The 21,855-nt window shown below is 70.4% G+C and carries 22 protein-coding genes; 10 read left to right on the top strand and 12 right to left on the bottom strand.

Going from position 1 to position 21,855, the window contains the following annotated elements:
* Positions 1-40 precede the first annotated feature (40 nt).
* Complete coding sequence (locus tag B9Y95_RS19650) at positions 41-589, top strand: DinB family protein (RefSeq protein ID WP_085514337.1); 549 nt, start codon at positions 41-43, stop codon at positions 587-589.
* A 29-nt stretch (positions 590-618) separates the two neighbouring features.
* Here the strand turns inward: B9Y95_RS19650 and B9Y95_RS19645 are convergent, their stop codons facing one another.
* Complete coding sequence (locus tag B9Y95_RS19645) at positions 619-1,182, bottom strand: CGNR zinc finger domain-containing protein (protein WP_085514336.1); 564 nt, start codon at positions 1,180-1,182, stop codon at positions 619-621.
* Between the two features lie 90 nt (positions 1,183-1,272).
* Between B9Y95_RS19645 and B9Y95_RS19640 the strand changes: the two genes are divergently transcribed.
* Positions 1,273-2,208 (top strand): EamA family transporter, encoded by a 936-nt coding sequence (locus B9Y95_RS19640; protein WP_085514335.1) that lies wholly within the window; start codon positions 1,273-1,275, stop codon positions 2,206-2,208.
* Between the two features lie 5 nt (positions 2,209-2,213).
* Here the strand turns inward: B9Y95_RS19640 and B9Y95_RS19635 are convergent, their stop codons facing one another.
* The gene (locus B9Y95_RS19635) at positions 2,214-3,377 is read right to left on the bottom strand and encodes an NAD(P)-binding domain-containing protein (RefSeq protein ID WP_085514334.1); all 1,164 of its coding nucleotides are present in this window, start codon (positions 3,375-3,377) and stop codon (positions 2,214-2,216) included.
* A 63-nt stretch (positions 3,378-3,440) separates the two neighbouring features.
* The gene (locus tag B9Y95_RS19630) at positions 3,441-4,016 is read right to left on the bottom strand and encodes a hypothetical protein (RefSeq protein WP_085514333.1); all 576 of its coding nucleotides are present in this window, start codon (positions 4,014-4,016) and stop codon (positions 3,441-3,443) included.
* Between the two features lie 41 nt (positions 4,017-4,057).
* On the opposite strand from B9Y95_RS19630, the gene B9Y95_RS19625 reads away from it, so the two are divergent.
* Positions 4,058-4,723, top strand: coding sequence for an SIMPL domain-containing protein (locus B9Y95_RS19625; protein WP_085514332.1), 666 nt, complete (start codon positions 4,058-4,060; stop codon positions 4,721-4,723).
* 8 nt (positions 4,724-4,731) lie between these two features.
* Here B9Y95_RS19625 and B9Y95_RS19620 read toward each other — a convergent pair whose 3' ends face one another.
* Positions 4,732-5,640, bottom strand: coding sequence for an EamA family transporter (locus B9Y95_RS19620; RefSeq protein WP_234994185.1), 909 nt, complete (start codon positions 5,638-5,640; stop codon positions 4,732-4,734).
* 79 nt (positions 5,641-5,719) lie between these two features.
* On the opposite strand from B9Y95_RS19620, the gene B9Y95_RS19615 reads away from it, so the two are divergent.
* Positions 5,720-6,601, top strand: coding sequence for a LysR family transcriptional regulator (locus B9Y95_RS19615; protein WP_085514331.1), 882 nt, complete (start codon positions 5,720-5,722; stop codon positions 6,599-6,601).
* Between the two features lie 66 nt (positions 6,602-6,667).
* Here B9Y95_RS19615 and B9Y95_RS19610 read toward each other — a convergent pair whose 3' ends face one another.
* Positions 6,668-7,753 carry a GTP-binding protein gene (locus B9Y95_RS19610; protein WP_123539660.1) on the bottom strand — a complete coding sequence of 362 codons (1,086 nt, stop codon included), beginning with the start codon at positions 7,751-7,753 and terminating at the stop codon, positions 6,668-6,670.
* A 93-nt stretch (positions 7,754-7,846) separates the two neighbouring features.
* On the opposite strand from B9Y95_RS19610, the gene ykgO reads away from it, so the two are divergent.
* Positions 7,847-7,969 (top strand): type B 50S ribosomal protein L36, encoded by a 123-nt coding sequence (gene ykgO, locus B9Y95_RS19605; protein ID WP_085514329.1) that lies wholly within the window; start codon positions 7,847-7,849, stop codon positions 7,967-7,969.
* A gap of 3 nt (positions 7,970-7,972) precedes the next feature.
* Here the strand turns inward: ykgO and B9Y95_RS19600 are convergent, their stop codons facing one another.
* Positions 7,973-8,392, bottom strand: coding sequence for a hypothetical protein (locus tag B9Y95_RS19600; protein WP_085514328.1), 420 nt, complete (start codon positions 8,390-8,392; stop codon positions 7,973-7,975).
* Positions 8,393-8,754: 362 nt separating this feature from the next.
* Here B9Y95_RS19600 and B9Y95_RS19595 point away from each other — a divergent pair, with 362 nt between their 5' ends.
* Together B9Y95_RS19595 and B9Y95_RS19590 are read left to right on the top strand one after the other, a co-directional pair.
* Complete coding sequence (locus tag B9Y95_RS19595) at positions 8,755-9,090, top strand: nuclear transport factor 2 family protein (RefSeq protein WP_085514327.1); 336 nt, start codon at positions 8,755-8,757, stop codon at positions 9,088-9,090.
* Between the two features lie 140 nt (positions 9,091-9,230).
* Positions 9,231-9,827 (top strand): hypothetical protein, encoded by a 597-nt coding sequence (locus B9Y95_RS19590; RefSeq protein ID WP_143736600.1) that lies wholly within the window; start codon positions 9,231-9,233, stop codon positions 9,825-9,827.
* Positions 9,828-9,944: 117 nt separating this feature from the next.
* Here the strand turns inward: B9Y95_RS19590 and B9Y95_RS19585 are convergent, their stop codons facing one another.
* On the bottom strand, positions 9,945-12,197 hold the full coding sequence (locus tag B9Y95_RS19585) for a leucine-rich repeat domain-containing protein (RefSeq protein ID WP_085514325.1): 2,253 nt from the start codon (positions 12,195-12,197) through the stop codon (positions 9,945-9,947).
* 307 nt (positions 12,198-12,504) lie between these two features.
* On the opposite strand from B9Y95_RS19585, the gene B9Y95_RS19580 reads away from it, so the two are divergent.
* Positions 12,505-13,155, top strand: a complete 651-nt coding sequence (locus tag B9Y95_RS19580; RefSeq protein ID WP_085514324.1) for a GntR family transcriptional regulator — start codon at positions 12,505-12,507, stop codon at positions 13,153-13,155.
* A 180-nt stretch (positions 13,156-13,335) separates the two neighbouring features.
* On the opposite strand, the gene B9Y95_RS19575 is transcribed toward B9Y95_RS19580, so the two are convergent.
* From B9Y95_RS19575 to B9Y95_RS19555, 5 genes are all read right to left on the bottom strand, one after another.
* Positions 13,336-14,583, bottom strand: a complete 1,248-nt coding sequence (locus tag B9Y95_RS19575) for an APC family permease (protein WP_085514323.1) — start codon at positions 14,581-14,583, stop codon at positions 13,336-13,338.
* A gap of 43 nt (positions 14,584-14,626) precedes the next feature.
* A complete protein-coding gene (locus tag B9Y95_RS19570; protein WP_085514322.1) occupies positions 14,627-16,627 on the bottom strand; it encodes an ABC1 kinase family protein in 2,001 nt (666 codons plus the stop codon).
* A 160-nt stretch (positions 16,628-16,787) separates the two neighbouring features.
* Complete coding sequence (locus B9Y95_RS19565) at positions 16,788-17,768, bottom strand: hypothetical protein (RefSeq protein WP_143736599.1); 981 nt, start codon at positions 17,766-17,768, stop codon at positions 16,788-16,790.
* A 54-nt stretch (positions 17,769-17,822) separates the two neighbouring features.
* Positions 17,823-19,049 carry an MFS transporter gene (locus B9Y95_RS19560; protein WP_234994184.1) on the bottom strand — a complete coding sequence of 409 codons (1,227 nt, stop codon included), beginning with the start codon at positions 19,047-19,049 and terminating at the stop codon, positions 17,823-17,825.
* The gene (locus tag B9Y95_RS19555; protein ID WP_085514320.1) at positions 19,046-20,071 is read right to left on the bottom strand and encodes a zinc-dependent alcohol dehydrogenase family protein; all 1,026 of its coding nucleotides are present in this window, start codon (positions 20,069-20,071) and stop codon (positions 19,046-19,048) included. Before B9Y95_RS19555 ends, B9Y95_RS19560 begins: the two co-directional genes overlap by 4 nt.
* Positions 20,072-20,199: 128 nt before the next feature.
* Here B9Y95_RS19555 and B9Y95_RS19550 point away from each other — a divergent pair, with 128 nt between their 5' ends.
* Both B9Y95_RS19550 and B9Y95_RS19545 read left to right on the top strand, forming a co-directional pair.
* Entirely contained in the window at positions 20,200-21,132 is a 933-nt protein-coding gene (locus B9Y95_RS19550) for a helix-turn-helix domain-containing protein (protein ID WP_085514319.1), read from the top strand.
* Positions 21,132-21,803 carry an SDR family NAD(P)-dependent oxidoreductase gene (locus B9Y95_RS19545; protein WP_085514318.1) on the top strand — a complete coding sequence of 224 codons (672 nt, stop codon included), beginning with the start codon at positions 21,132-21,134 and terminating at the stop codon, positions 21,801-21,803. The genes B9Y95_RS19550 and B9Y95_RS19545 overlap by 1 nt, the downstream gene beginning before the upstream one ends.
* Positions 21,804-21,855: the final 52 nt, after the last annotated feature.

Below are 21,855 nucleotides of genomic sequence, written 5' to 3'. Positions count from 1 at the left end.
GCGAGGGCGGCTGGGCCACACCGTTTCCTAGAGTGAACCCATGACGACGAACACCCCCGACGACGACACCATCGTCCCGGACACGAAGAACTGGACCTGGGTCCTCGAGCGCGCCTGTCCCGACTGCGGGATGGACACCTCGCGATTCGGGTTCCGGGACCTCCCCGGGTTGATCCTGGCGAACGCCGCCGCGTGGCCGGCGGTGCTGGAGCGCGCCGACGTCCGGGAGCGGCCCGACCCGCAGACCTGGTCGCCACTCGAGTACGCGGCCCACGTGCGCGACGTGTTCCGCATCTTCGACGTCCGACTGCGGCTCGTCCTCGACGAGGACGATCCCGCGTTCGAGAACTGGGACCAGGACGCGACGGCTCTCGAGGAGCGCTATGGCGAACAGGACCCGCAACGGGTGTCGGCGGAGCTGGTCGAGGCCGCGACGGTGCTCGCCGCAGCGTTCGAGCGGGTGACGGACGAGGCGCTCACGCGGACGGGTCGACGGAGCGACGGCGCGCGCTTCACGACCGAGACCCTCGGCCGCTACTTCATCCACGACCCGGTGCACCATCTCTGGGATGTGACGAGATCGCAGTAATGGTCGTCATCCAGGTCTGGTGACGCCCGCTACTGCGCTCTCGCGCGGAAGGCGATCGTGTTGACGCGGTTGCTGCAGCGGACGGAGCAGTAGCGTTTCGAACCGTTGCGGGACAGGTCGACGAGCAGGCCGTCGCAGTCGTCGGCGGCGCAGAGCCGCAGGCGGTCCCAGGCGTCGGACCGGACGACGTCGACGAGTGCCATGGCGATCTCGGTCTGGACGCGATCGACGAGCGGGGCGTCGAACTCGGTGGCGTGGAGGTGCCAGTCGAAGCCGTCGTGGCGGCGCAGTTGGGGGAGCGCGGCGGACTCCCGGAGCATCGTGTTGATCTCGGCGACGGCGTCGTCGCGGGTGTCCGGGGCGTCCGCGTCGGAGGCCCAGAGCGCGTGGATCCGCTCCCGGAGCCTGGCCACCGCGGCCCGCTCGGGCTCATCGCCGTCGACCCGGCCCGAGTACCGACTGACCCGCAGGAGCTCGACGAGCTGCGGCGGTGTCGCGAGCTCGTCGCCGCCGCTCCGGGACGCCGATGCGCGGGTGTTCACGAGCAGCGCGGCGAACAGTAGCGCATCCTCGGTGTCAGGGGCAAAATGCAAGTTGACTCCTTACTCTCTCCGAGAGTAGCTTCATCTCAGCCGGGCGTCCACCTCTTCTGCCGGCCCCACTCGCGGCAGCTGGAGACACCCATGAAGCACACGTCCTCGACCACGGTCGGTCTGCTCGTCGCGGTGCTCGCCGCGGTCGCGTTCGGCACCTCCGGCGCGTTCATCAAACCGGTGCTCGCGTCAGGGTGGAGCCCCGCTGCAGCGGTGACCGTCCGCGCCCTGATCGGCGGTCTGGTACTCGCCCCGTTCGCCCTCATCGCGCTCCGTGGTCGCTGGGACGCGGTCTGGCGTGGACGCTGGCGACTGCTCGGCATGGGCCTCATCGGGGTGGCGGCGACGCAGCTCGTCTACTTCGCTGCGCTGCAGACCATCGCCGTCGGGACCGCGATCCTCGTCGAGTACATGGCACCGCTGCTGCTCGTCGCCGTCGCATGGGTGCTGACCCGACGCCGTCCCGCGACGGTCGTCCTCGTCGGCTCCGTCGTGTCGCTCGTCGGGCTCGTACTCGTCGTCACTCCGAGCGGTGGCTCGACGCTCGACCCGGTCGGTCTGCTGTTCGCCATCCTCGCGATGGTGGGCTGCGCCGCGTACTACGTCATCTCGGCGCGGCCGGCGAAGGGGCTGCCTCCGGTGGCGTTCGCCGCCATCGGTCTGCTCATCGGGGCGCTCAGTCTGTGGCTCGCGGGGCTCGTCGGCGTGCCCTTCACGACCTCCGACGCCGACGTCACGGTGCTCGGCACCGACGTCGTGTGGTGGGTGCCGCTCCTGTTCGTCGGTGTGGTGTCGACGGCCGTCGCCTATGCGTCGAGCATCACCGCGAGTCAGATGCTCGGCTCCCGGCTCGCGTCGTTCGCGGGCCTCCTCGAAGTGGTCGCGGCGACCGGGTTCGCCTGGATCCTCCTGGGGGAGCAGCTGTCACTCGCGCAGCTCCTCGGCGGGGTCTGCATCCTCCTCGGGATCGGCTTCGTGCGCTCCGAGCGGGCTCCCGCCGTGCCGATCCCAGTCCCGGTGCAGTGACCGCGTCAGCGCTGCGGGACCGGGACGGCGGCATCGAGGTCGGCGAGGATCGCCGTGACCGCCGCCCGCCCGGCCCGGTTCGCGCCGACCGTCGACGCTGAGGGGCCGTACCCGATGAGGTGCACCCGCGGCTCGTCGGCCGCCCTGGTGCCGTCGATCCGGATGCCGCCCCCGGGCAGTCGGATGCCGAGCGGTGCGAGGTGGTCGAGAGCCGCGCGGAACCCGGTGGCCCAGAGGATGGCGTCGACCGGCAGGAACGAGCCGTCGGCGAGGACGACCCCGTGCTCCTCGATGCGGCGGAACATCGGCTGACGCACCAGGACACCGCGCGCCTCGGCCGCCCGCGCCCACGGCGTCCAGTGCATCCCCGTCACGGAGATCACGCTGCCCGGCGGAAGGCCCTGGCGCACGCGTTCCTCGACGCCCTTGATCGCCTCCACCCGGGCGGCGGTGTCGAAGTCGTCCTCCACCCACTCCGGTTCGCGTCGCGTCATCCACACCGTCTCCGCCACCCGCGAGATCTCCTCGAGCAGCTGGATGGCGGAGATGCCGGCACCCACGACGACGACGCGTTGGCCGCGGAAATCGTCAGCGGAGACGTAGTCGGCAACGTGCAGCTGGCGTCCGGCGAAGCGCTCCCGCCCCGGGTACGCGGGCCAGAACGGTTTCGTCCAGGTGCCCGTCGCGTTCACGACCGCCCGCGCCCGGAACACGGCGGAGAGGGAGCCGGCGCCAGGGGAGTCAGTGCCCGAGGAGTCGGCGCTCGCCGCGGTCTCGACGAGGAGCCGGCCGTGCGGGTCGTTGTCCTCGCGGCGCACGGCGCGGACCTGCACCGGACGGCGGACCGCGAGGGCGAAACGCTCCTCGAACGCCGCGAAGTACGGCGGGATGACGTCGACACTCGGGGAGGACGGGTCGAGCTCGGGCTTCGGCATGCCGGGCAGGTCGTAGATCCCGTTGACGGTCGACATGGTGAGCGACCGCCATCGGTGCTGCCAGGCGCCGCCCGGGGCGTCGTTCGCGTCGAGGACGACGAAGGTGCGTGCTGCGGTCGGGCCCTCGGTGGCGCCCAGCGGGACGAATCCGCGCCGATGCAGGTGGTACGCGGCCGACAGTCCGGCTTGACCCGCGCCGATCACGACGACGTCGACGGTCTCCGGAGTGCTCACGTGCTCCTCAACGTCGTCGACCGCTCCGGCATTTCCGACGGGGTCCGAGCTCGCGCCCGCGATTCAGCCGTGGGCCAGGACCTGCACGCCGATGACGAGGACACCCAGGAGCACGAGTGCCGCGAGCGCGATGAGCTGCTGCCCGATGGACAGGCGCGCTCGCCGCACGGCGAACCACCCGCTGAGTCCGAGGGTCACGAGGTAGACGATCGCGGACACTCGCAGCGAGGTCTCCACCTCCATGACGTCGAGGATCGCGAGCACGAGCAGGATCGTGGGCGTCGCGACCGTGAGGAGGGAGCCCCAGGCGATCCGGATCATGGTGCGCCAGCCCCGCTCATCGGGGAACGCGCCATGGGCCGCGAGGTGCGCGATCATCTCGGCGACGAGACCGGCGAGGGTGATGCCGGCGACACCGATGACGAGGGAGAAGAGCGCGTCGGCAGCGTCATGGTGCTCCGCGTTCGCCGCCAGCACGAGGACGATCGCGAGGCCGGTGAAGCTCGCGTAGACGCGCTCCTTCAGATACTTCGAGACGGTCTCGACATCACCTGGCGGGAGTCCACGGCTGGCTGGACCGTACTCGTTCCCCCGTCGTCGTGCACGTCGTCGATCCGCCCAGGTTCCGCCGTCCGTCATGGTCCAGAGCGTAGCCGCCGTCGCGGGATAGAGTGCCGGGTATGAGCGAAACGATCATCACCGTCGAGGGCCGCTTCGACTACCACCACCCGGCCGAGCGCGGGACCGTCCTCATCTCGGCGGGGTTCCAGGGACCGGAACGCGAGCCCGTCGTCTCCCGGAGCACCGCGCTGCACCGGGCGCTCAGTCAGACGGCGGAGCAGTTCCGCGCGCAGTCTGCCGTCACCTGGTGGTCCGCCGACCGGCTGCGGGTGTGGAGTGAGCGACCGTGGAACAAGGACGGGAGGCAGTTGCCGCTCGTGCACCATGCGTCGGTCGCGCTCGAGGTGAAGTTCGCCGACCTCCAGGCGCTGGCCCGCTGGGCCGAGGAGATCGCGGTCCAGGACGGCGTCACGGTGACGGGTGTCACGTGGGCGCTCACCGAGGCGACGAAGCACCGCATCACGGCCGAGGCCCAGCACAACGCCGTCCGTGACGCCGTGGACCGCGCGACCGCCTACGCCCGGAGCCTCGGGCTCGGTGCCGTGCGGCCGGTCGCCCTGGCGGAACCCGGCATGTTGGGTGACGAGACGCGCTCGCCGTCGAGCCAGGCGGCGGCGCCGATGATGCGCGGCGCGGCGGCCCAGGCCGGCGACACCGCCCTCGACCTGAAGCCGGAGGACATCACGGTGGCCTCCCGGGTGCACGCCCGCTTCGCCGCCTCCTGACCTGACGATCAGCTCGGCGCGATGCTCGGCTGCACCTCGGGTGCAGGACCCCGCCGGGCTGAGAGCACGGCGCCGATTCCGGCACCGACCACGCAGGCGATGCCGAACCACTGCGGTGTCGTGAGCTGCTGACCGAGCACGAGGAGTCCGGCGATCGCGGCGATGGCCGGCGCGGATGCGAGCAGGATCGAGAAGGTCGCGGCGCTGAGCCGTCGGAGGGCGACGAACTCCAGGGCGTACGGCACGGCCGACGAGAGAGCGGCGACACCCAGGCCGAGCAAGAGGATGACGGGATCGAACAGGGCGGTGCCGGCGGTCGTCGCGGCGAGCGGAATGGTCACCAGCGCGCCGATGGCGGCGGCGATCGCCAGACCGTTCAAGCCGGGGAACTCCGTCCCCGTCCGCGCCGACAGCAGGATGTAGCCGATCCAGAGGGCGCCGGCGGCGAGCGCGAGGACGACGCCGAGCGGGTCGAGTGCCGCCGTCGGTCCGCTGTGGAGGAGCACCCCGCCGAGGAGGAGGACGCCGACGAGGGCGACACCTGCCCAGAGTGCGCTCGTCCATCGACGACCCGCGATGACGCTGAGTGCCAGTGGGCCGAGGATCTCGAGTGTCACCGCCGGGCCGAGCGGGATGCGGTCCAGTGCCAGGTAGAAGCAGACGTTCATCGCGGCGAGGACGACCCCGAAACCGACCGCCGACCCCCAGGCGCTCCTCGGGTGTCCGCGAAGGGCCGGGCGGGCGACGGCCAGCAGGATGAGCGCGGCGAACACGAGGCGCAGCGTCACCATGCCGATCGGACCGACCTGCGGGAAGAGTGTGACCGCGATCGACGCGCCGAGCTCCTGGCAGACGAGTCCGGCCAGGACGAAGAGGGCGCCGGTCGCCGCCTGGCTCGGTCGCGGTCTGCGGATCACTGCACCACGCTAGCGCGCCCCGGTCACCGAGCTTGTCGAGGTGCCCCAGTCGGGCACGCCGGTGCGGCATCATGAGGGCATGAGGATCGACGAACTCGCGTACCTTCGGGCGCTCGCCGAAGACGGTCACGTCCCGTACGCCGCCGAGGCGCTCGGTATCTCGCAGTCGACGCTCACGCGGGCGATCGGTCGGCTCGAGGCGGACGCCGGGGTCGAGTTGTTCGATCGCCACCGCAGCCGGCTCGAACTCAACCGGTACGGCGAGATCCTCCTCGTGCACGCGCTCCGGGCGCAGACCGAGCTCGACAACGCGCAATCGCGGATCGACGAGCTCCGCGACCCCTCGGCCGGCCTCGTCTCCATCGCCTACGTCTCGTCCCTCGGCGGCTGGCTCATCCCGCGCATCGTGAGTGAGTACCGCCAACTGCTGCCGGACATCCGGTTCGTCCTCGACGGCGGGAAGGCCGACAGCGTGCTGGACGCGCTGCGCTCCGGCTCGGCCGACGTCGCCTTCCTCAGCCCGGAACCGCGTGATCCGGACATCGAGTGGCGTCCGCTCACCTCCGAGCGCCTCGCGCTGGGCGTGCCGGTCGGGCATCCGCTCGCCGATCGGACGTCGTTGGCGGCGTCCGACCTCGAGCAGACCGAGTTCCTCGCGATGACGACGGACTCGGGGCTCCGGCAGATCGCGGACGCGTACTTCGCGAGACATGGCGTCGTGCCCCGGGTGGCGATGGAGGTGTCCGAGCTGTCGACGCTCCGTGGTCTTGTGCGCGCCGGGGTCGGGATCGCGGTCCTCCCCGATTCCACGAGCATGGAGGGCGTCGTGCTCGTCCCGCTCGACGACGAGGCGGTCCGGGTGATCGGTGTCGCCACCAGCCGTGCCCGGGCGGTGTCGCCCGCCGTCGAGCAGTTCGTGCGGTTCGTCCGCGAGGAGTGGGTGAGCGCGCGGATCCACTGAGTCGCCCGAACCTGCACGAAATCGACCGAGATCCGAACCGTTTCGGGCAGTTGACGGGCCGGCCGCTCAGCGCTCGTGGGTCGAACTCCACGGCGTGAAGGCGTCCGGGTAGTTCGCCCACGTCGCAGGCCCGGCGAGGAGTTCCTCATCCGTCAGGGTGCAGGCATGCAACGCGGCGGTGATGGCGACCTCGTCGAGGTCGATCCCGGTGACGACGAGCTCCTGACCGAGCGGCGCGCCGGGGTCGTTCGTCTCGAACGACGTGGGTTCCAGATCGATCATCGAGCCGACGTGCTGCAGGACGCCGACGCGGGAGGCGCGTGTCGCGAGGACGAGGAACCCCGCCGTCCGGATGACCTGGCCGAACCGCCCCGCCTCGATCGGTCCGTCGAAGCACGCGAGGAGTCGCTCCGGGTGCATCGCTCGGGGGCTGTCGAATCGCAGGGTGGTCACGCGGTCGTGATCCACCCAGGGCCGGTGCTCGCCGTTCAGCATCGCGATCCACCCGGGGGAGGTGCTGAAGCGGTCCAGTTCGAAGGGGGAATCACGGTAGCGCGCGAGCGGCTCACGGCTGCTCGTGGTCGCCGGAGTGCCGGGTGTGGCCCGCGGTCGGGCCGCGACCGGCTCGACCATCCGCGTCAGCGCCGTCGGGTTCAGGTGGCTGAGGAGCGCGAGGAGCACCGCGAGTCGCTCGTGTGTGACGCCGCGTCGGCCGGCGACGGCGATCGTGTCCGCGTACTCGAGCTGCTCCACGGTGATCATCGACCGCGCGGTGTACGCCGTGTCGCCGTCCTCGTCGTGGGTGGCGTACTCGTCGTCCTGGAGGTCGTGCAGGAGATGGGCTGCGTCGACGACGGTCACGACGGCGTCCAGGACGGCCGTGTCGCGGTGCCCGAGGACGGCGGACACCGCGTCGACCGGGCGGACCGTGCTCCCGCAGTCGAGGACGAGGTGCCGGGGAGCGAGCGGGTGTCGCGCGACGGCGTCGATCGCGTCGTCGATGTCAGGGTGGGCGCTCTCGGCGTCGTCCTGCCGCTCGATCGTGACGAGCGCAGCGGATCGTCCGGCGATCTGTCGGGCCACGGTGCGACGCTCCGGCGGACAGGTGCCGAGGACGAGCGTCACGGTCAGCGGGATGCGAGGCGTGGTCACGGCGGGTTCTCCTGGTCGATGGGTGCTACAGTGCGTTCTGTTGAGAATCGTTCTCAACAAGGTAGCACGCATCGTGATCACCAGGAGGTCGCCATGAAGGTCCGCGCATCACTCAAGTCGCTCAAGGACAAGCCGGGGTCGCAGGTCGTCCGCCGCCGTGGCCGGGTGTTCGTCATCAACAAGCAGAACCCGCGGTGGAAGGGTCGCCAGGGCTGAGAGTCAGCCGCGCACGACGTTCACGACGATCGTGACGACACCCAGTGCGGCGATGACGTACGCCCAGAAGCGGACGGGGATGAAGAAGAGCGTGGAGCTCGGGCGGCTGTAGAGCTGCTCGCCGGTCTGCGGGTGGCGCACGGGGACGGCCTCCTGCTTCACGGTGATGCCGTGCTCGTTGACGTACGGCTGTACGAGCTGCTGCCACACGACGACCGGCCGCGGTGCATCAAGCTTCGCCAGCGCGAACTTCCCGAAGGCCCAGCACGCGACGGCGCCGAGCAGGAATCCGATGCCGACGAACACGCCGGACTGGGCCGAGCCGCCGTCGGGCGAGACGATCGCCTTGAGGAGGAAGCCGGCGCCGACGGAGAGCCCGAAGATCAGGAAGACGACGATGCCCCAACGGGTCCAGATGATCACAGGTGCTCCTCGATGTGTGCAACCGGACCCGTGCGGTGTCCCGGTGGTGTCCGCTCCGTTCACGCTACCCCGGTGGCGGTCTGAGGTGCGATGGGGACGACTGCCCATCGGGTTGCAGGGCGGCCGTCCCCGTGTCGGTCCCTGACCTTGTCGAAGGGCAGGTGGGGCGGTTCCTCGTAGGCCCTTCGACAGGCTCAGGGAGCGAGTCTCCGCGGTTGTCGAAGCGCGTTGCGGGAGGTCCAAGCGGGCCCCGCGACCGGCGCAGGGATCGAAACGCCGGCAGTCGGTCCCTGAACGTGTCGATGGCCCTACGCGGACACCTTCCCCGACCGCAGCGCCAGGCCCGCGCGTAGGATCACCGCATGCGTTCATCGGCGATCGACACGGTTCTGGCGTTCATGCGTGCGTTCCACGAGCAGGATCGGGCTGCTGCCGAGGCGCTCATGCATGCGGACTTCGTCTTCACGAGCCCGCAGGACGACCACATCGACCGAACGACATGGCTCGAACGCTGCTTACCGAGTGCCGACCATTTCGACACCCCGGGCGTGACGCTCCAGATCGTCGAGACCGACGGCATCGTCCTCCACCGCTACGAGTACGTCGTGCAAGGGAAGACGTACCGCAACCTGGAGGCGACTCGCGTCGTCGACGGCACCGTCCGGGAGGTCGAGGTCTACTTCGGTGGCGCTGTCTGAGCTGCTGCAGCGCGAGCGCCCGTCGCCGGTTCTCCGAGAAGGCCGCCCGGCACATCTCCGGAGCCCGACCGCGTCACCCGCGACCGGCCATCCGGCGACGAATCGCACCACGGCGTGTCTGACAGGATTGAGTCATGCGCATGAGTTCTCGTCGAACGACCCTGGCCGCGGCTCTCACGGTCGCTGCCCTCGCCCTCACCGGTTGCTCCGCCGGCTCCTCGTCGGACGCGGGCCGATCGTCCGCCTCGCCGACGCCGTCGGTGTCGCAGCCGCCGAGCACGCCGCTCCAAGAGCAGACGCTCACCGATGATGTCGACGGCACGAAGGTGACCGCCCTCGCGATCGTCGACGACTTCCCGGCGCCTGCAGGCACCACCGACGGCCTGCGTCCGATGCTCGTCCAGGTCCGACTCGAAGCCGGCGACGAATACGGCGGCAGCGTCTTCCCCCATCGCGTCTCCGTCACCACCCGTGCCGTCAACCTCGACTACGTGACGCTCGGCCTCGGCACGCCCGAGGCGCTCAAGACCCCGATGGCGTCTGCCGGCTACTCGCTCCTGCAGGCGACACCCGCCGGTGAGACGGCGACCGGCTGGATCGGCGCCTGGGTGCGCACCGACGAGACCGAGTTCGACCTCGTTTACGACCGCCCCGAGGGCAAAGTCATCGGCGGGAGCAAGAGCGGCGAGGTCGTTCCACCGAGTCGCGATGTCATCCCGCTCATTCCGCAGGACTAGCCGAGACCGGGACCCGGGCGGTCGATCAAAGATCGTGTCGACGCGTCGAATCGGTGCCGGAACGCCACGGAGGGCGGGTTGTCGGCAACCCGCCCTCCGCTGCATCAGGTGATGCGTCTACTCGTTGCGATCAGCGCCCTGCGTGACGCGGGACCGCCGGCGCGTTTCGGCGAGGACTGCGGCGCCGATACCGAACAGGAGCATCGCACCAAGCGTGAGCCCGGTGAGCGTGCTGCCGTCGACACCGGTCTTCGCGAGGTCGCCCGAGGACGTGCCGGGTGCGGGCTCGACCGTTCCCGGTGCGGGCGACCGGGTGGGCTCCGGCGTCGGCGTGGGCTCCGGCGACGGGTCCGGACCCGGACCCGGCGTGACGATCGCGCTACGCAGTTCGACGGCCACGGAGGCGCTGCTGTCGACATCGGCGCCGTCAGGCCCGGTTCCGCTCGCAGTCGCCTCGTTCGTGACCGATCCGACCTCGATGTCCGCCGCAGTGATGGCGTACTCGGTCGTGATGAGGACCTGCTCACCCGGAGCGAGGACGCCTGCTGCACCTGGCCACTCGATGAGGAGCGCGGACAGCTCCGGGAGCGATGCGACGACCGAGGTCTCGGTGAGGGTGCGTGTGCCGGTGTTGGTCGCGATGATGGCGTAGCCGATGGAGTCGCCGACCGCCGCCGGCTCGCCGACGGACGCGATGTCCGCCGTGATGGCCACGCTGATCCCGTTCAGTCCGTCGATCGGGAGGCTCGCGGGTGCTGTGTTCGAGACCACGGGCGAGGATGCCGCGGCTCCAGTAGCGGTGGCGGAGCTGTCGAGACGCATGGCGTCGATGTCGATCTGCGTCAGAGTGCTCGTCGCCGTCGCCGTTGCGACCTGCCCCGGCGTGAGGACGCCCTCAGCTGCGGGCCAGTCGAAGCTGAACCCTGAGAGGTTGGGCGTGGTGTCGGTGATCGAGATGTCGGAGACCGTCGCCGTGCCGGCGCTCCGGAGGGTGTACGTGTGCGTCACCGTGTCGCCGGGGGCGGGGTGGGTGCCGGTCTCCCCGAGCGCCATGGACTGCGCGAGCTCCAGCGACCCGGCCGTGGCGACCGAGCGCTGCGTGATCCGCCCGGAGAAGGGGGACCACGAGCCGATACCGATGTCTCGGATCATCCAGGTGAGGGAGTTGTTGCCGGCCGCAGCGAACGTCCAGGTGTTGCTCGCGGCGTCATACTGCGCGGTGGTCGAGGTGACGGGCGCCGCGCTCCCGTCGATGGATCGGATCGGGTTCTCCTGGGGTGCGCCGACGGCGATCTCGGGGAGTGTGATCACCTGGCGGTCGAACCGCACGTAGTTCGTCGCGACCAGGCCGGCGAGCGGGGCGATGGAAGAGATGCGGTTGCCCGACATCTCCAGGGTCTCGATGAACACCAGATCGCGGAGCGGCGTGACGTCCTCGATCAGGTTGTCGTTGATCGTGAGGATCTCGAGTGCCGTGAGCGGGATGAACGGTGTGAGGTCCGTGATGCGGTTGTCATCGAGGGCCAGGGAGGTCAACCTGGTCAGGGTGCTCAACGGGCCGGCATCGGACACCTGGTTGAGCTGCGCGTTCAACGTGCGGAGGCCGGTGAGGCCCCGGAGCGGCGTGAGGTCCTCGATCTGGTTGGAGAGCAGGTTCAGGTTCTGGAGTCGCGTCAGGCTCGCCAGCGGTGTGATGTCGGCGATCTGGTTCGTCGCCACCTCGAGCGAGTGCAGCCTCGTGAGCGTCGACAGCGGCGCCACCGTGGTCAGGCGGTTTCCCTTGACGGACAAGGCCTCCAGGCCGGAAAGGCCGCTGAGCGGACTCAGGTCGGTCGCTCCGACGGCGTTGAGTCCGAGGGTCGTGAGGTTGACCAACGTCGCCAGGGCGGACAGGTCGGTGAGTGGTGCGGACCCGATGTTGAGCGAGGTCAGCTGGGTCATCCCGCCGATGATCGACATGTCGAGATTCGACGTGCCGGTGAGCGACAGGCTCGTGATCGAGGTGAGGGACGCGAGTGGCTCGACGCCCGCGGAGAGCGGTGCGCGGCTGAGTGCGAGCGACTCGAGGTTGGTGAGTGACTCGATACCGTCGAGCGAGTCGACGGTGGTGCCGCAGCGGAGCGTGGTCAACGTGGCCGCCTGTTCCTCAGAGACGGGCGTCTCCGAGGGGAGTCCGAGCGCTTGTTGCACGCAGGAGTTGAGGTTGGCGTCGGCGAACTGCGCATCTGCGGCATGCGCTGGCGTGGCGGTGACGCCCACCGCGACGGCGCCGATCGCGACGGCGCCGATGGAGCGGAGCAGGAGCGTCAGCCGCCGCCGTGGAGCGGCGCCGACGCCCGGGTCGGGTCGAACGAGTGAGGGAGACGTCATGAGATTCCTTCGATGGGGGAGCTGGTCGATGTCCGTGCCACGCGCCACGGAGTGGATGGACATCCGGCGAGCAGAGCTCAGCTCGCAGCGAAGGGCAAGTATATCAGTTGTGAACACGCCAAACAGGTAAATGTGATATCTGCGTCAGAAGGGGTGTATGGATGCGAACTGACGGAGCGGCGACATCGTCATGTCCGCGCGTTCACTCCGCCCGTCAGGTGTTGTTGAACCGCGCGTCAACCCCGGGCGGATCCGCTGATATTCGGTACGCTGATGGCATAGCATTCGCCGACGAAGGAGATCCCGCATGCCCGTGCCATCAGCCAACCCGCCCGTCGAGCGTCGTTCCCTCCGCGAGGTCGCCGTCGAGCGCATCCGCACGGCCATCTTCGACGGCACCCTCGAGCCCGGCGAGCACCTCAACGACGGCGAACTGCAGTCCTGGCTCGGGATCTCCCGCACACCGATCCGTGAGGCGCTCAACGACCTCGCCCGCGTCGGCCTCATCGAGATGGCCGCACAGCGGTACACCCGCGTCGCCCTGCCCGACCCGGCACAGCGAACCGAGGTCATGCAGACGCTCGGCGCCATGCTCGGCGGGGTCGTCCGCGTCACCGTCCCCGGCCTTGGCGCGACGCAGAAGAAGGCACTCGTCCGCGCGATCAACCAGGTGATCGTGGTCGTCGAGCAGCGCGACATGGCCGAGCACGGGCGACTCAGCTGGGAGCTCTTCGACGCGTTCATCGCCGCCTGCCCGAACGCCACGCTCGTCGCGGCGACCAAGGACATCATCGACGGCCTCACCTACCGGTCCTCCGCGACGCGCACCGAGGAGAACACCGACTGGGCTGCCAAGGAACAGGGATACCCGGCGCTCCGGGATGCGGTCGAGGCCGGCGACGCGATCGCCGCCGAACTTGCCGTCGAGAACATCTTCCGCCTCTCGACGCAGCTGTAGCCGGTCGGCCATTCGGCACGCGGATCCTGAGCGTGTCGAAGGGCAGGGCCTGGGACGCCGGGCTCCGTATGGACCCTTCGACAGGCTCAGGGACCGGGTCCCGGCCACTGAGTCGAACCTCGGTCACTGAGCCGAACCCCGCTCACTGAGCCGAACCCCGGTCACTGAGCCGAACCCCGGTCACTGAGCCTGTCGAAGTGCCACCGCACGCCCGGCGAACCCGAGGAGCGCGACCACCGTGCCCACGATGACCGACGTCGGCGGCAGCGTGAACATCAGCACGACGCAGCCGACGGCGCCGAACACACTCACCGCGCGTGGGTACCGTCGGTGCTCGCGCGTCTGGCGGTACGCCGAGACGTTGGCGACCACGTAGTAGAGCAGCACGCCGAACGAGGAGAACCCGATCGCGCTCCGGAGGTCGACGAGCAGGACCAGGACGACGACGACCGCACCGACGAGCAGTTCCGCGCGGTAGGGGGTCGCGAAGCGCGGGTGCACCGCGTCGAGTGCGTGCGGCAGGTCGCCGGTCCTCGCCATCGCGAAGGCGGTCCGGCCGATGCCGGCGAACACCGCGAGCAGTGCTCCCAGACAGGCCGCGGCCGCCCCGAGCCGCACCAGGGCCGCCGCCCACGGCCACCCGTTCGTCTCCACCACGGCGGCCAGGGGTCGCGCACTGGACGCGAGACCGTCCGCGCCGAGCGTGAGCAGCGACACGACGGCGACGGCCGTGTAGACGACGACGGCGACGGCGAACGCGATCCCGATGGCGCGGGGGATCGTCTTGGCCGGGTCGCGGACCTCCTCGCCCAGGGTCGCGATCCGCGCGTACCCGGCGAAGGCGAAGAACAGCAGCCCCGCGGACTGCAGCACGGCGAGCGGGCTGGCGTCGAACCCGAGCGACGCGACCCCCGTCGAACCGGCCTGCGGCCCGACGACGCCTGAGCCGACGACCACGGCGAGCACCACGAGGACGGCCACCACGATCACCCGGGTCGCCGTCGCGGTGCGGGTGACCCCGAGGCAGTTGGTCACGACCACCAGGGCGACCGCGAGCGCGGCGACCGGACGACTCCACTCGGCCGGCACCGCATACGCCGCGAAGGCGACCGCCATGGCTGCGGCGCTCGCGGTCTTGCCCACCACGAAGCTCCATCCGGCGGCGAAGCCCCACCACGGCCCGATGAGTTCGCGGCCGTAGAGGTAGGTGCCGCCGGCCGAGGGGAGCTGTGCGGCGAGCTGCGCGGAGGACATCGCGTTGCAGCAGGCGACGACCGCGGCGATCACGAGCCCGATGAGGAGTCCCGCACCGGCGACCTGCGCGGCCGGCTGGAACACCGCGAAGACGCCGGCGCCCATCATCGAGCCCAGGCCGATGAACACCGCGGCGCTCGTGCCCAAGCGTCGCTGCAGTCGGGGGTCACTCACCCGATCACGGTAGTGCCGTCAGGTGAACAGCGGGGTGCTCCGGTCACCGACCCCGGCGGACGACGGTCTGCCGCAGGACGCGCAGCAGCCCGAGGAAGCCGAGGAACCCGATGAACGCCGCGATGAGATCGAACACCCGCAGGCCGCCGGGGAGGACCGGGCCGGCACCGGTGACGACCAGGACCACGGCGATCACCAGGGCGGCGATCGAGATCAGGGTTCCGACGATCTCAGCGGTCACGCCCTCCACGAGCCCCTTCGCCGGTTCATCGGCGAAGCCCTTCAGCGTCACGCCGACGGTCCCGTCCTCGAGTCCGGACAGCAGCGAGTCGAGTCGACGCGGGAGGTTGCGGGCCAATGCGGCGGTGACGGCGGCCTGCGCCTGCAGGGTGACCGCCGTCTGCCGGACGGACTGCGAGCGGCGGAGGAGGCGCGGCACCATCGGGAGCGCCTGTTCGAACATGTCGAAGTCGGGGTCGAGCGCCTTGAGGCACCCTTCGAGGGTCGCGAAGCTGCGGAACGCGGCGGCGAGGTCGCCGGGGAGTGCGATGTGGTGCTGCCGGATGACGTCGAGGAGTCGGCTGAAGATCGAGCCGTCGCCACCCGGTCGGTGGCGCTCGGCCGTGATGACGATGCCCACGTCGTGGCGGAGGGCGTCGAGGTCGGCGTCCTCCGGCAGGTCGACGATGAGGAGGAGGGCGTCGGTCGCCGCGATGTCGTCCTCGCTGACGGTGGCGAGCATCACCGCGGTGAGTCGCTGCCGCTGACTGCGCTCGATGACGCCGACGGCCCCGAAGTCGATCAGCCCGAGCGATCCGTCCTCGCGGAGGATGACGTTGCCCGGGTGGAGGTCGGCGTGGAAGACGCCGTGCACGAGGATCTGTTCGAGCACGACCTCCATGAGGCCGGTCGCGAGGGTCTCGCGTTCCTCCTTGGGGATGGTCGCGATGCGGTCCCGCGCTCGACTGAGCGGCAACCCGTCGACGAGGTCCATGGTGAGCAGGCGGGCGCCCGAGGCCGCCGGGTAGACGCGTGGCACCGTGATCCGGACGCCCTCGTCGCGCTCCTCGCGGCGCTTCAGGGTGCTGCGGATCATCTCCACGTTGCGGGCTTCGATCCGGTAGTCGAGCTCCTCGAGCAGCGTCGAGGTGAAGGCCCGCGCGACGGAGGCGAGGCGGAGGTCCTGCCCGAACTTGGTGTGCGTCTCAGCGCGCTCGGCGAGGCGGACGACGATGTCGGCGTCGGCCTCGACCTGCACGCGCGCGGCGGGCCGCTGGACCTTCACGACCACGGGTGTGCCGTCGAGGAGCTCGGCGGTGTGCACCTGGGCGACGGACGCCGCGGCGAGCGGTTCGGAGTCGATCGAGGCGAACACGGTGTCGATCGGCGCGCCGAGTTCGGTCTCGATGACGACCTCGACCTCATGCCAGGGCAGCGTCGTCGCTTCGGACTGCAGCGACGCGAGGGCGCTGAGGTACGGCTCGGGCACCAGGTCGCGTCTCGTCGAGAGCACCTGTCCGAGCTTCACGAAGGTGACGCCGGAGTCGTTGATCGTGGCGATGATCGCGTTGGCGCGCTGCTCACTCGTGGTGAGTTCGAGCTGGACGCGTGATCGGCCGTGTACGAGCCAGCCGGCACCGTGCCGCGACGCGATGGTGAGGATCTGCAGGTATCGCCTCGTCCGTCGCCGTCGTTTGATCGCCGAGCGGACGACGTCGATCGGGTTCATCAGCGGCCGGGTCGGGACGATGACCTCGATGGCGACGAGGACGCCGAGGCCGAGCGCGAAGATCCAACCGATCGCGAGGAGCGCGACGGCGATCGCTGCGAAGGCCGCCCGGGCGTCTCCGGCCTCACCCGGCTGGACCAGGCCGGTCTGTTGCAGCAGCCAGTTCACGAACGGTGGGCCGGTGACGAACACGACGAGCCCGACGAGGATGCTGCGCGGCCATCCGACCGGGGCGTCGAGCACGCGCCTGGCAGCGAATCCGAGGAGCAGCGCCGACACGACCGCCAGCACGATGGTGAGTGCGTCAGTCAGCATCCGGCATCCCCTCGTGGGTCGAGCGGTCGTCTCGCCCCGCCCGCCAGCGTATCCGGCCGGGCTGAGCGAGCGCGAGCGCTGATGCGCTCACCGAGAGCGCACAAAACGCTCTCAAACGCGGACTGAGTGGACATCTTCTGCGCTCTCGGTGGGTGAAGCGTCACCCGAGGGTGTCGCGCTGTCGGATGAGTTCCTGCAGTTGCTCGTCACGGCGGTCGGCGTCCGCCATGACCATCGCGCGGAGCGATGCGTCGTAGACCGATGCCGCGTGCTCCGTCGTGGTCCCGAGCACTGCCGCGATGCGCTCCAACGCCTCGTCGTCCGACACCGCGCTCCCGACCACCTCGGCGATCTCGGGCCAGGACCGGCGGGCGCCGACTCGCAGCTGCTCTGCTTCGATCTGTCGATCGAAGGCTCGGCGCTCGCTCGCGGGGTCGGCCCGGTGGCGGTTCTGCTTGGCTACCTGACGCGCGACCAGCTCAGCGGTCAGCTCGACCCGGAGCGGCTCGGCGAGACGGAGCCCGAGTTCGACGACCACGACGTGGAGGTCGTAGTGGCCGGGCTGCAGCGACGTCGGTTCCGACAGCAACTGCAACTGCACCGGGACTCGGGCGTACTCCCCGGGGTCGAGCGGGACGGCACGATCCGCTGCGGAACTGACCCAGCCGAAGGAGAACTCGGTTCCGCCTGGCGCGGTGAGCGCCCCGACGGCACGGAATCCTTCGTTCTCGGGCGTCCATCTGGTGGTGCCCGCGTTGACGATGTCGATCGCCAGCTCGCTCGGATCGTGCTGCTCCTCCACGAACGGCGGCCAGCGGAGCACCAAGCCCTGTCGGCGTTCTGCTCGGCTCGGGCGCACGACCAACGTGTCCGGGTGCACGCGCACCACCGGAGGCTGCTCTCCCGGATGTACCTGTGCCACGCGCCAGGTCCGGTGGTCCGCGTCGACCGGCGAACCGAGATACACCGCACCGCTCTCCAGTCGGCGGAGCACCCGCCAACCATCCGACGGGGCCTCAGCGGTCGTGGTCTCGTCGACGCCGCAGGCCAGTTCGTCCGCCAGCTCGGAGAGTGTCGCGCCGTCGCCGGTGAGTGCGTCGCCGTCGACCTCGAGGTCGCCGATCCGTGGTGCATCATCCATGGAAGCCATGCCCGATGGTCTCACGCGAGCGCGGTCACCGGCTCGGCCTCGTCGTCACTCCGCGGCGAAGGCCGAACGGCGTCCCACGATCGTGAGCAGCAGCGCAGCGAGTCCGAGGGCGATCATGACGACCGGGAGGATCAGGCCGTCGAAGGTGCCGAGGAGGAGCGCCCCGAGGACGCCGCCGGCGAAGATCGCGAGGTTGAACGCGACGGGCAGGAAGGAGTTCGCGACGTCCGAGTGCTCGCGTCCCGATCGGGTGAGCGCCGACTGCAGCTGGGCGGAGGAACCACCGAACGCCAGCCCCCACAGGACCGTCGCGACGAGGACGGCGACGATCGAGGCGTGGCCGAGCAGGAGTAGCGCGCCCGCCAGGACGAACACCGCGACGCTCGCGTGGAGCAGCGTGCGCGGGGCCCGGTCGATGAGCGCCGCCGTGAGACCGATGCCCGCGATGGACGCGACGCCGTAGACGAGCAGTGCCAGATCGGCCCCGAGTCCCGTCCCTGAGGCCCGAAGGAACGGCGAGATGTAGGTGTAGACGGTGTTGTGAGCCAGCATCCAGACGACGATCACCGCGAGGACGATCGCGACACCGGGCAGGACGAGCACCCGTCGAAGCGGGAGCCGTGCCGAGCGAGGCTGCCCGGGCGCGTCGGGCACGACCACCACGATGGACACGAACACGACGAGCGCGAGCGCCGCGAGTCCGCCGAACGCCCAGCGCCAGTCGAACGCGGTGCCGAGCCAGGCGCCGAGCGGCGTCCCGAGCGCCAGCCCGGCGGGCGCTCCGACGGACACGATCGACAGTGCGAGGCCTCCACGGTCGGGCGGGCTGATGCGACGCCCGTAGGCGGCGAGCATGCCCCAGATCACCCCGCAGAACGCACCGGCGACGAACCGAGACACCAGCGCGACGACGACGTCCCCTGAGACCGCGGTCGCGGTGTTCGCAAGGATGAGCCCGACGATCGCGCCGAGCAGGAGTGGCTTGCGACGCATGCCGCGGGTGAGGGCGAGCGCCGGGATCGTCACGATCACGGTCCCGAGCGCCCACACACTGATGAACTGACCGATCAGGCCCTCGCTCGTGTCGAGATCCCGGGCGATGACCGGGAGGAGCCCGGCCGGCATCGTCTCGGCGGCCACGAGGACGAACCCCATCGCGGCGAGGGCCGCCAGTGCGAACCAGGGCATCCGGGTGGGCGTCCCGGCTGTGGGGAGGGTCGACGCCCCGACCGGCGCGTCCGGCGTCGAGGTGATCGGTGCCGCGGGGCTCACAGCGTCAACAGCACCTTGATCGCACGGCGCTCGTCCATGGCCCGGTAGCCCTCGGCGGCGTCCTCGAGCGGCAGCGTGAGGTCGAAGACCTTCCCCGGGTCGATCCTCCGCTCCCAGATCATCCGGATGAGCTCGGGGAGGAACCGTCGCACCGGCGCCGGCCCACCGTGGAGGTGCACCTCGGCGAAGAAGAGCTCGTCGAGCGGCAGCGAGACACCCTCGTGGGCGACGCCGACGAAGCCGACGTGGCCGCCACCGCGAGTGGAGCGGATCGCCTGCAGCATGGACTCCTCGGTGCCGACCGCCTCGATGACGCTGTGCGCGCCGAGACCGCCCGTCAGCTCCGTGATCCGTGCGACACCCGCCGCACCGCGCTCCTCGACGATGTCGGTCGCGCCGAACTCACGGGCGAGCGCCTGCCGGTCGGCGTGACGCGACATCGCGATGATGCGTTCCGCCCCGAGCTCCCGGGCCGCGAGGACGCCCATGAGTCCGACGGCCCCGTCACCGACGACCACGACCGTCTTCCCCGGCCCCACCTCGGCGGCGACCGCGGCGAACCAGCCCGTCCCGAGCACGTCGGAAGCGGCGAGCAACGAGGGGATGAGGTCCGCGTCCGGCTGCCCGGGCGTCGCCACGAGTGTGCCGTCGGCGTGGGGGATGCGTGCGAGCTGCGCCTGCGTGCCCGAGGCGACCGACACGAACTCGGCGTGCACGCACTTCGACTGGTACCCCGCCTGACAGATCTCACAGGTGTTGTCCGAGGTCACGAAGGAGCCCACGACGAAGTCGCCGACGGCGACCGTCCGCACGTCCTCGCCGACCTGCTCGACGACACCGACGTATTCGTGCCCCATGTTCGTGTGGTCGACGGGCTCGACCCCGCGGTACGGCCACAGGTCCGACCCGCAGATGCAGGTCGCCGTGAGCCGGATGACGGCGTCGGTCGGGTCGACGATGGTGGGGTCCGGTCGGTCCTCGACCCGGACGTCGCCGGGCGAATGCATGACGACTGCGCGCATGTGTGCTCCTTTTGTCGGGTGGTGCAGGCGACCAGTCAACGCCCCGTGCGACGCGGGAGGGAGTCCCGCCTGAGAGGTGTACCGAGAGGGCACCTGTCGGCTCGCCTCGAGGACGTATCGTCGGAGGCATGGACGATCGAGCAGACGTACGCGAGTTCCTCATGACGCGTCGGGCACGGCTGACTCCGGAACTCGCCGGCTTGACCGCGGGCCCCAACCGACGGGTTGCCGGGCTGCGGCGTTCCGAGGTGGCGGCGCTCGCCGGGGTCAGTGTCGAGTACTACGCGAAGCTGGAGCGTGGGGCGATCGCCGGAGCGTCGTCGACCGTCCTCGACGCCATCGCCCGGGCGCTCCAGCTCGACGAGGCGGAACGCACCCACTTGTTCGACCTCGCCCGCGCGGCCGACGGTGTCCCGCTCTCCGGTCGTCCGCGTCGCCGAGCGGCCAAGAACCCCGCGACCAGGCCGAGTCTGCACTGGATGCTCGACGCGATCACCGACGGGATCGCCTTCGTCCGCAACACCCACCAGGACCTCCTCGCGACCAACGAGCTCGGGCGCGCGTTCTACTCACCGGTCATCGGCGACGGCGGGCGCACCCCGAACCTCGCGCGGTTCCAGTTCCTCGACCCGGCATCCCGGGACTTCTACCCCGACTGGGACGTCTTCGCCGAGATGTGCGTCTCGGTCATGCGCGCCGAGGCCGGCCGGGACCCGCACGACAAGGGCCTGCACGACCTCGTCGGTGAGCTGTCGACCCGGAGCGACGCCTTCCGCACGCTCTGGGGAGCGCACAACGTGCGCACGCACGGTACCGGCACGAAGCGGTTCAACCATCCGATCGTCGGCGAGATGACCTTCGCCTACGAGGAGCTCGCGATCACGGCCGACCCCGGTCACGTGGTCCTCGTCTACACGGCGGAGCCCGGCTCACCGTCCGCCGAGCGTCTGCAGTTGCTCGCGAACTGGGCGGCGTCCCAGCGGGAGGCGGAGCAGCGTGGCGCTGCGGCGGTCACGAACGAGCCCGACACCAGCGAGGCCGGACGGGCAGGGGGTCGCTGATGGCGCGCATCCTCGTGACCGGTGCCGCCGTCGGCCTGGGGCTCGGTGCAGCGACCGAGCTGGTCGAGCACGCGCACGAGGTGCTCGTCCATGCCCGGAGCCTCGCCCGAGCCGACGAGGTCCGGCTGCTCGACGAGCCCTCCGCGCACCTCGTCACCGGTGACCTCGCCACCCTCGACGGCGTCCAGGAGCTCGCGGAGCAGGTCGCAGCCGCCGGTCCCGTGGACACGATCATCCACAACGCCGGCGTCCTCGGCGGAACGGCCGTCCTGCCGGTCAACGTGGTCGCGCCCTACCTGCTGAGCGCCCTCGTCCCCGCGCGGCGACTCGTGTTCCTCAGCAGCGGCATGCACCGCGGCGGTACCGCCACGCTCGACGGTCTCGACTGGACGGGTTCCACGAGGACGGCGAGCTACTCGGACAGCAAACTGCTCGTGACCGTCCTCGCGGCGGCTATCGCGCGGGTGCGTCCCGGGGTGTTCAGCAACGCGGTCGACCCCGGTTGGGTGCCGACACGGATGGGCGGGCCGAACGCGCCCGACGACCTGGAACTCGGGCACCGGACCCAGGTGGCGCTCGCCGAAGGGCGTGGCGCCGACACCTCCGGCTACTGGCACCATGCTCGCCCTCGCCGAACACACGGGCGTGCCGCTCTCCTGAGAGCGCAGTAGACGCGCTCAAGGGGCGGATTTGAGTGCATCTTCTGCGCTCTCGCGGAGCGCG

The organism is Plantibacter flavus, from assembly GCF_900177615.1.
In the GTDB taxonomy this organism is placed as follows: domain Bacteria; phylum Actinomycetota; class Actinomycetes; order Actinomycetales; family Microbacteriaceae; genus Plantibacter; species Plantibacter flavus.
This window is presented reverse-complemented; position numbering and strand designations above follow the sequence as displayed.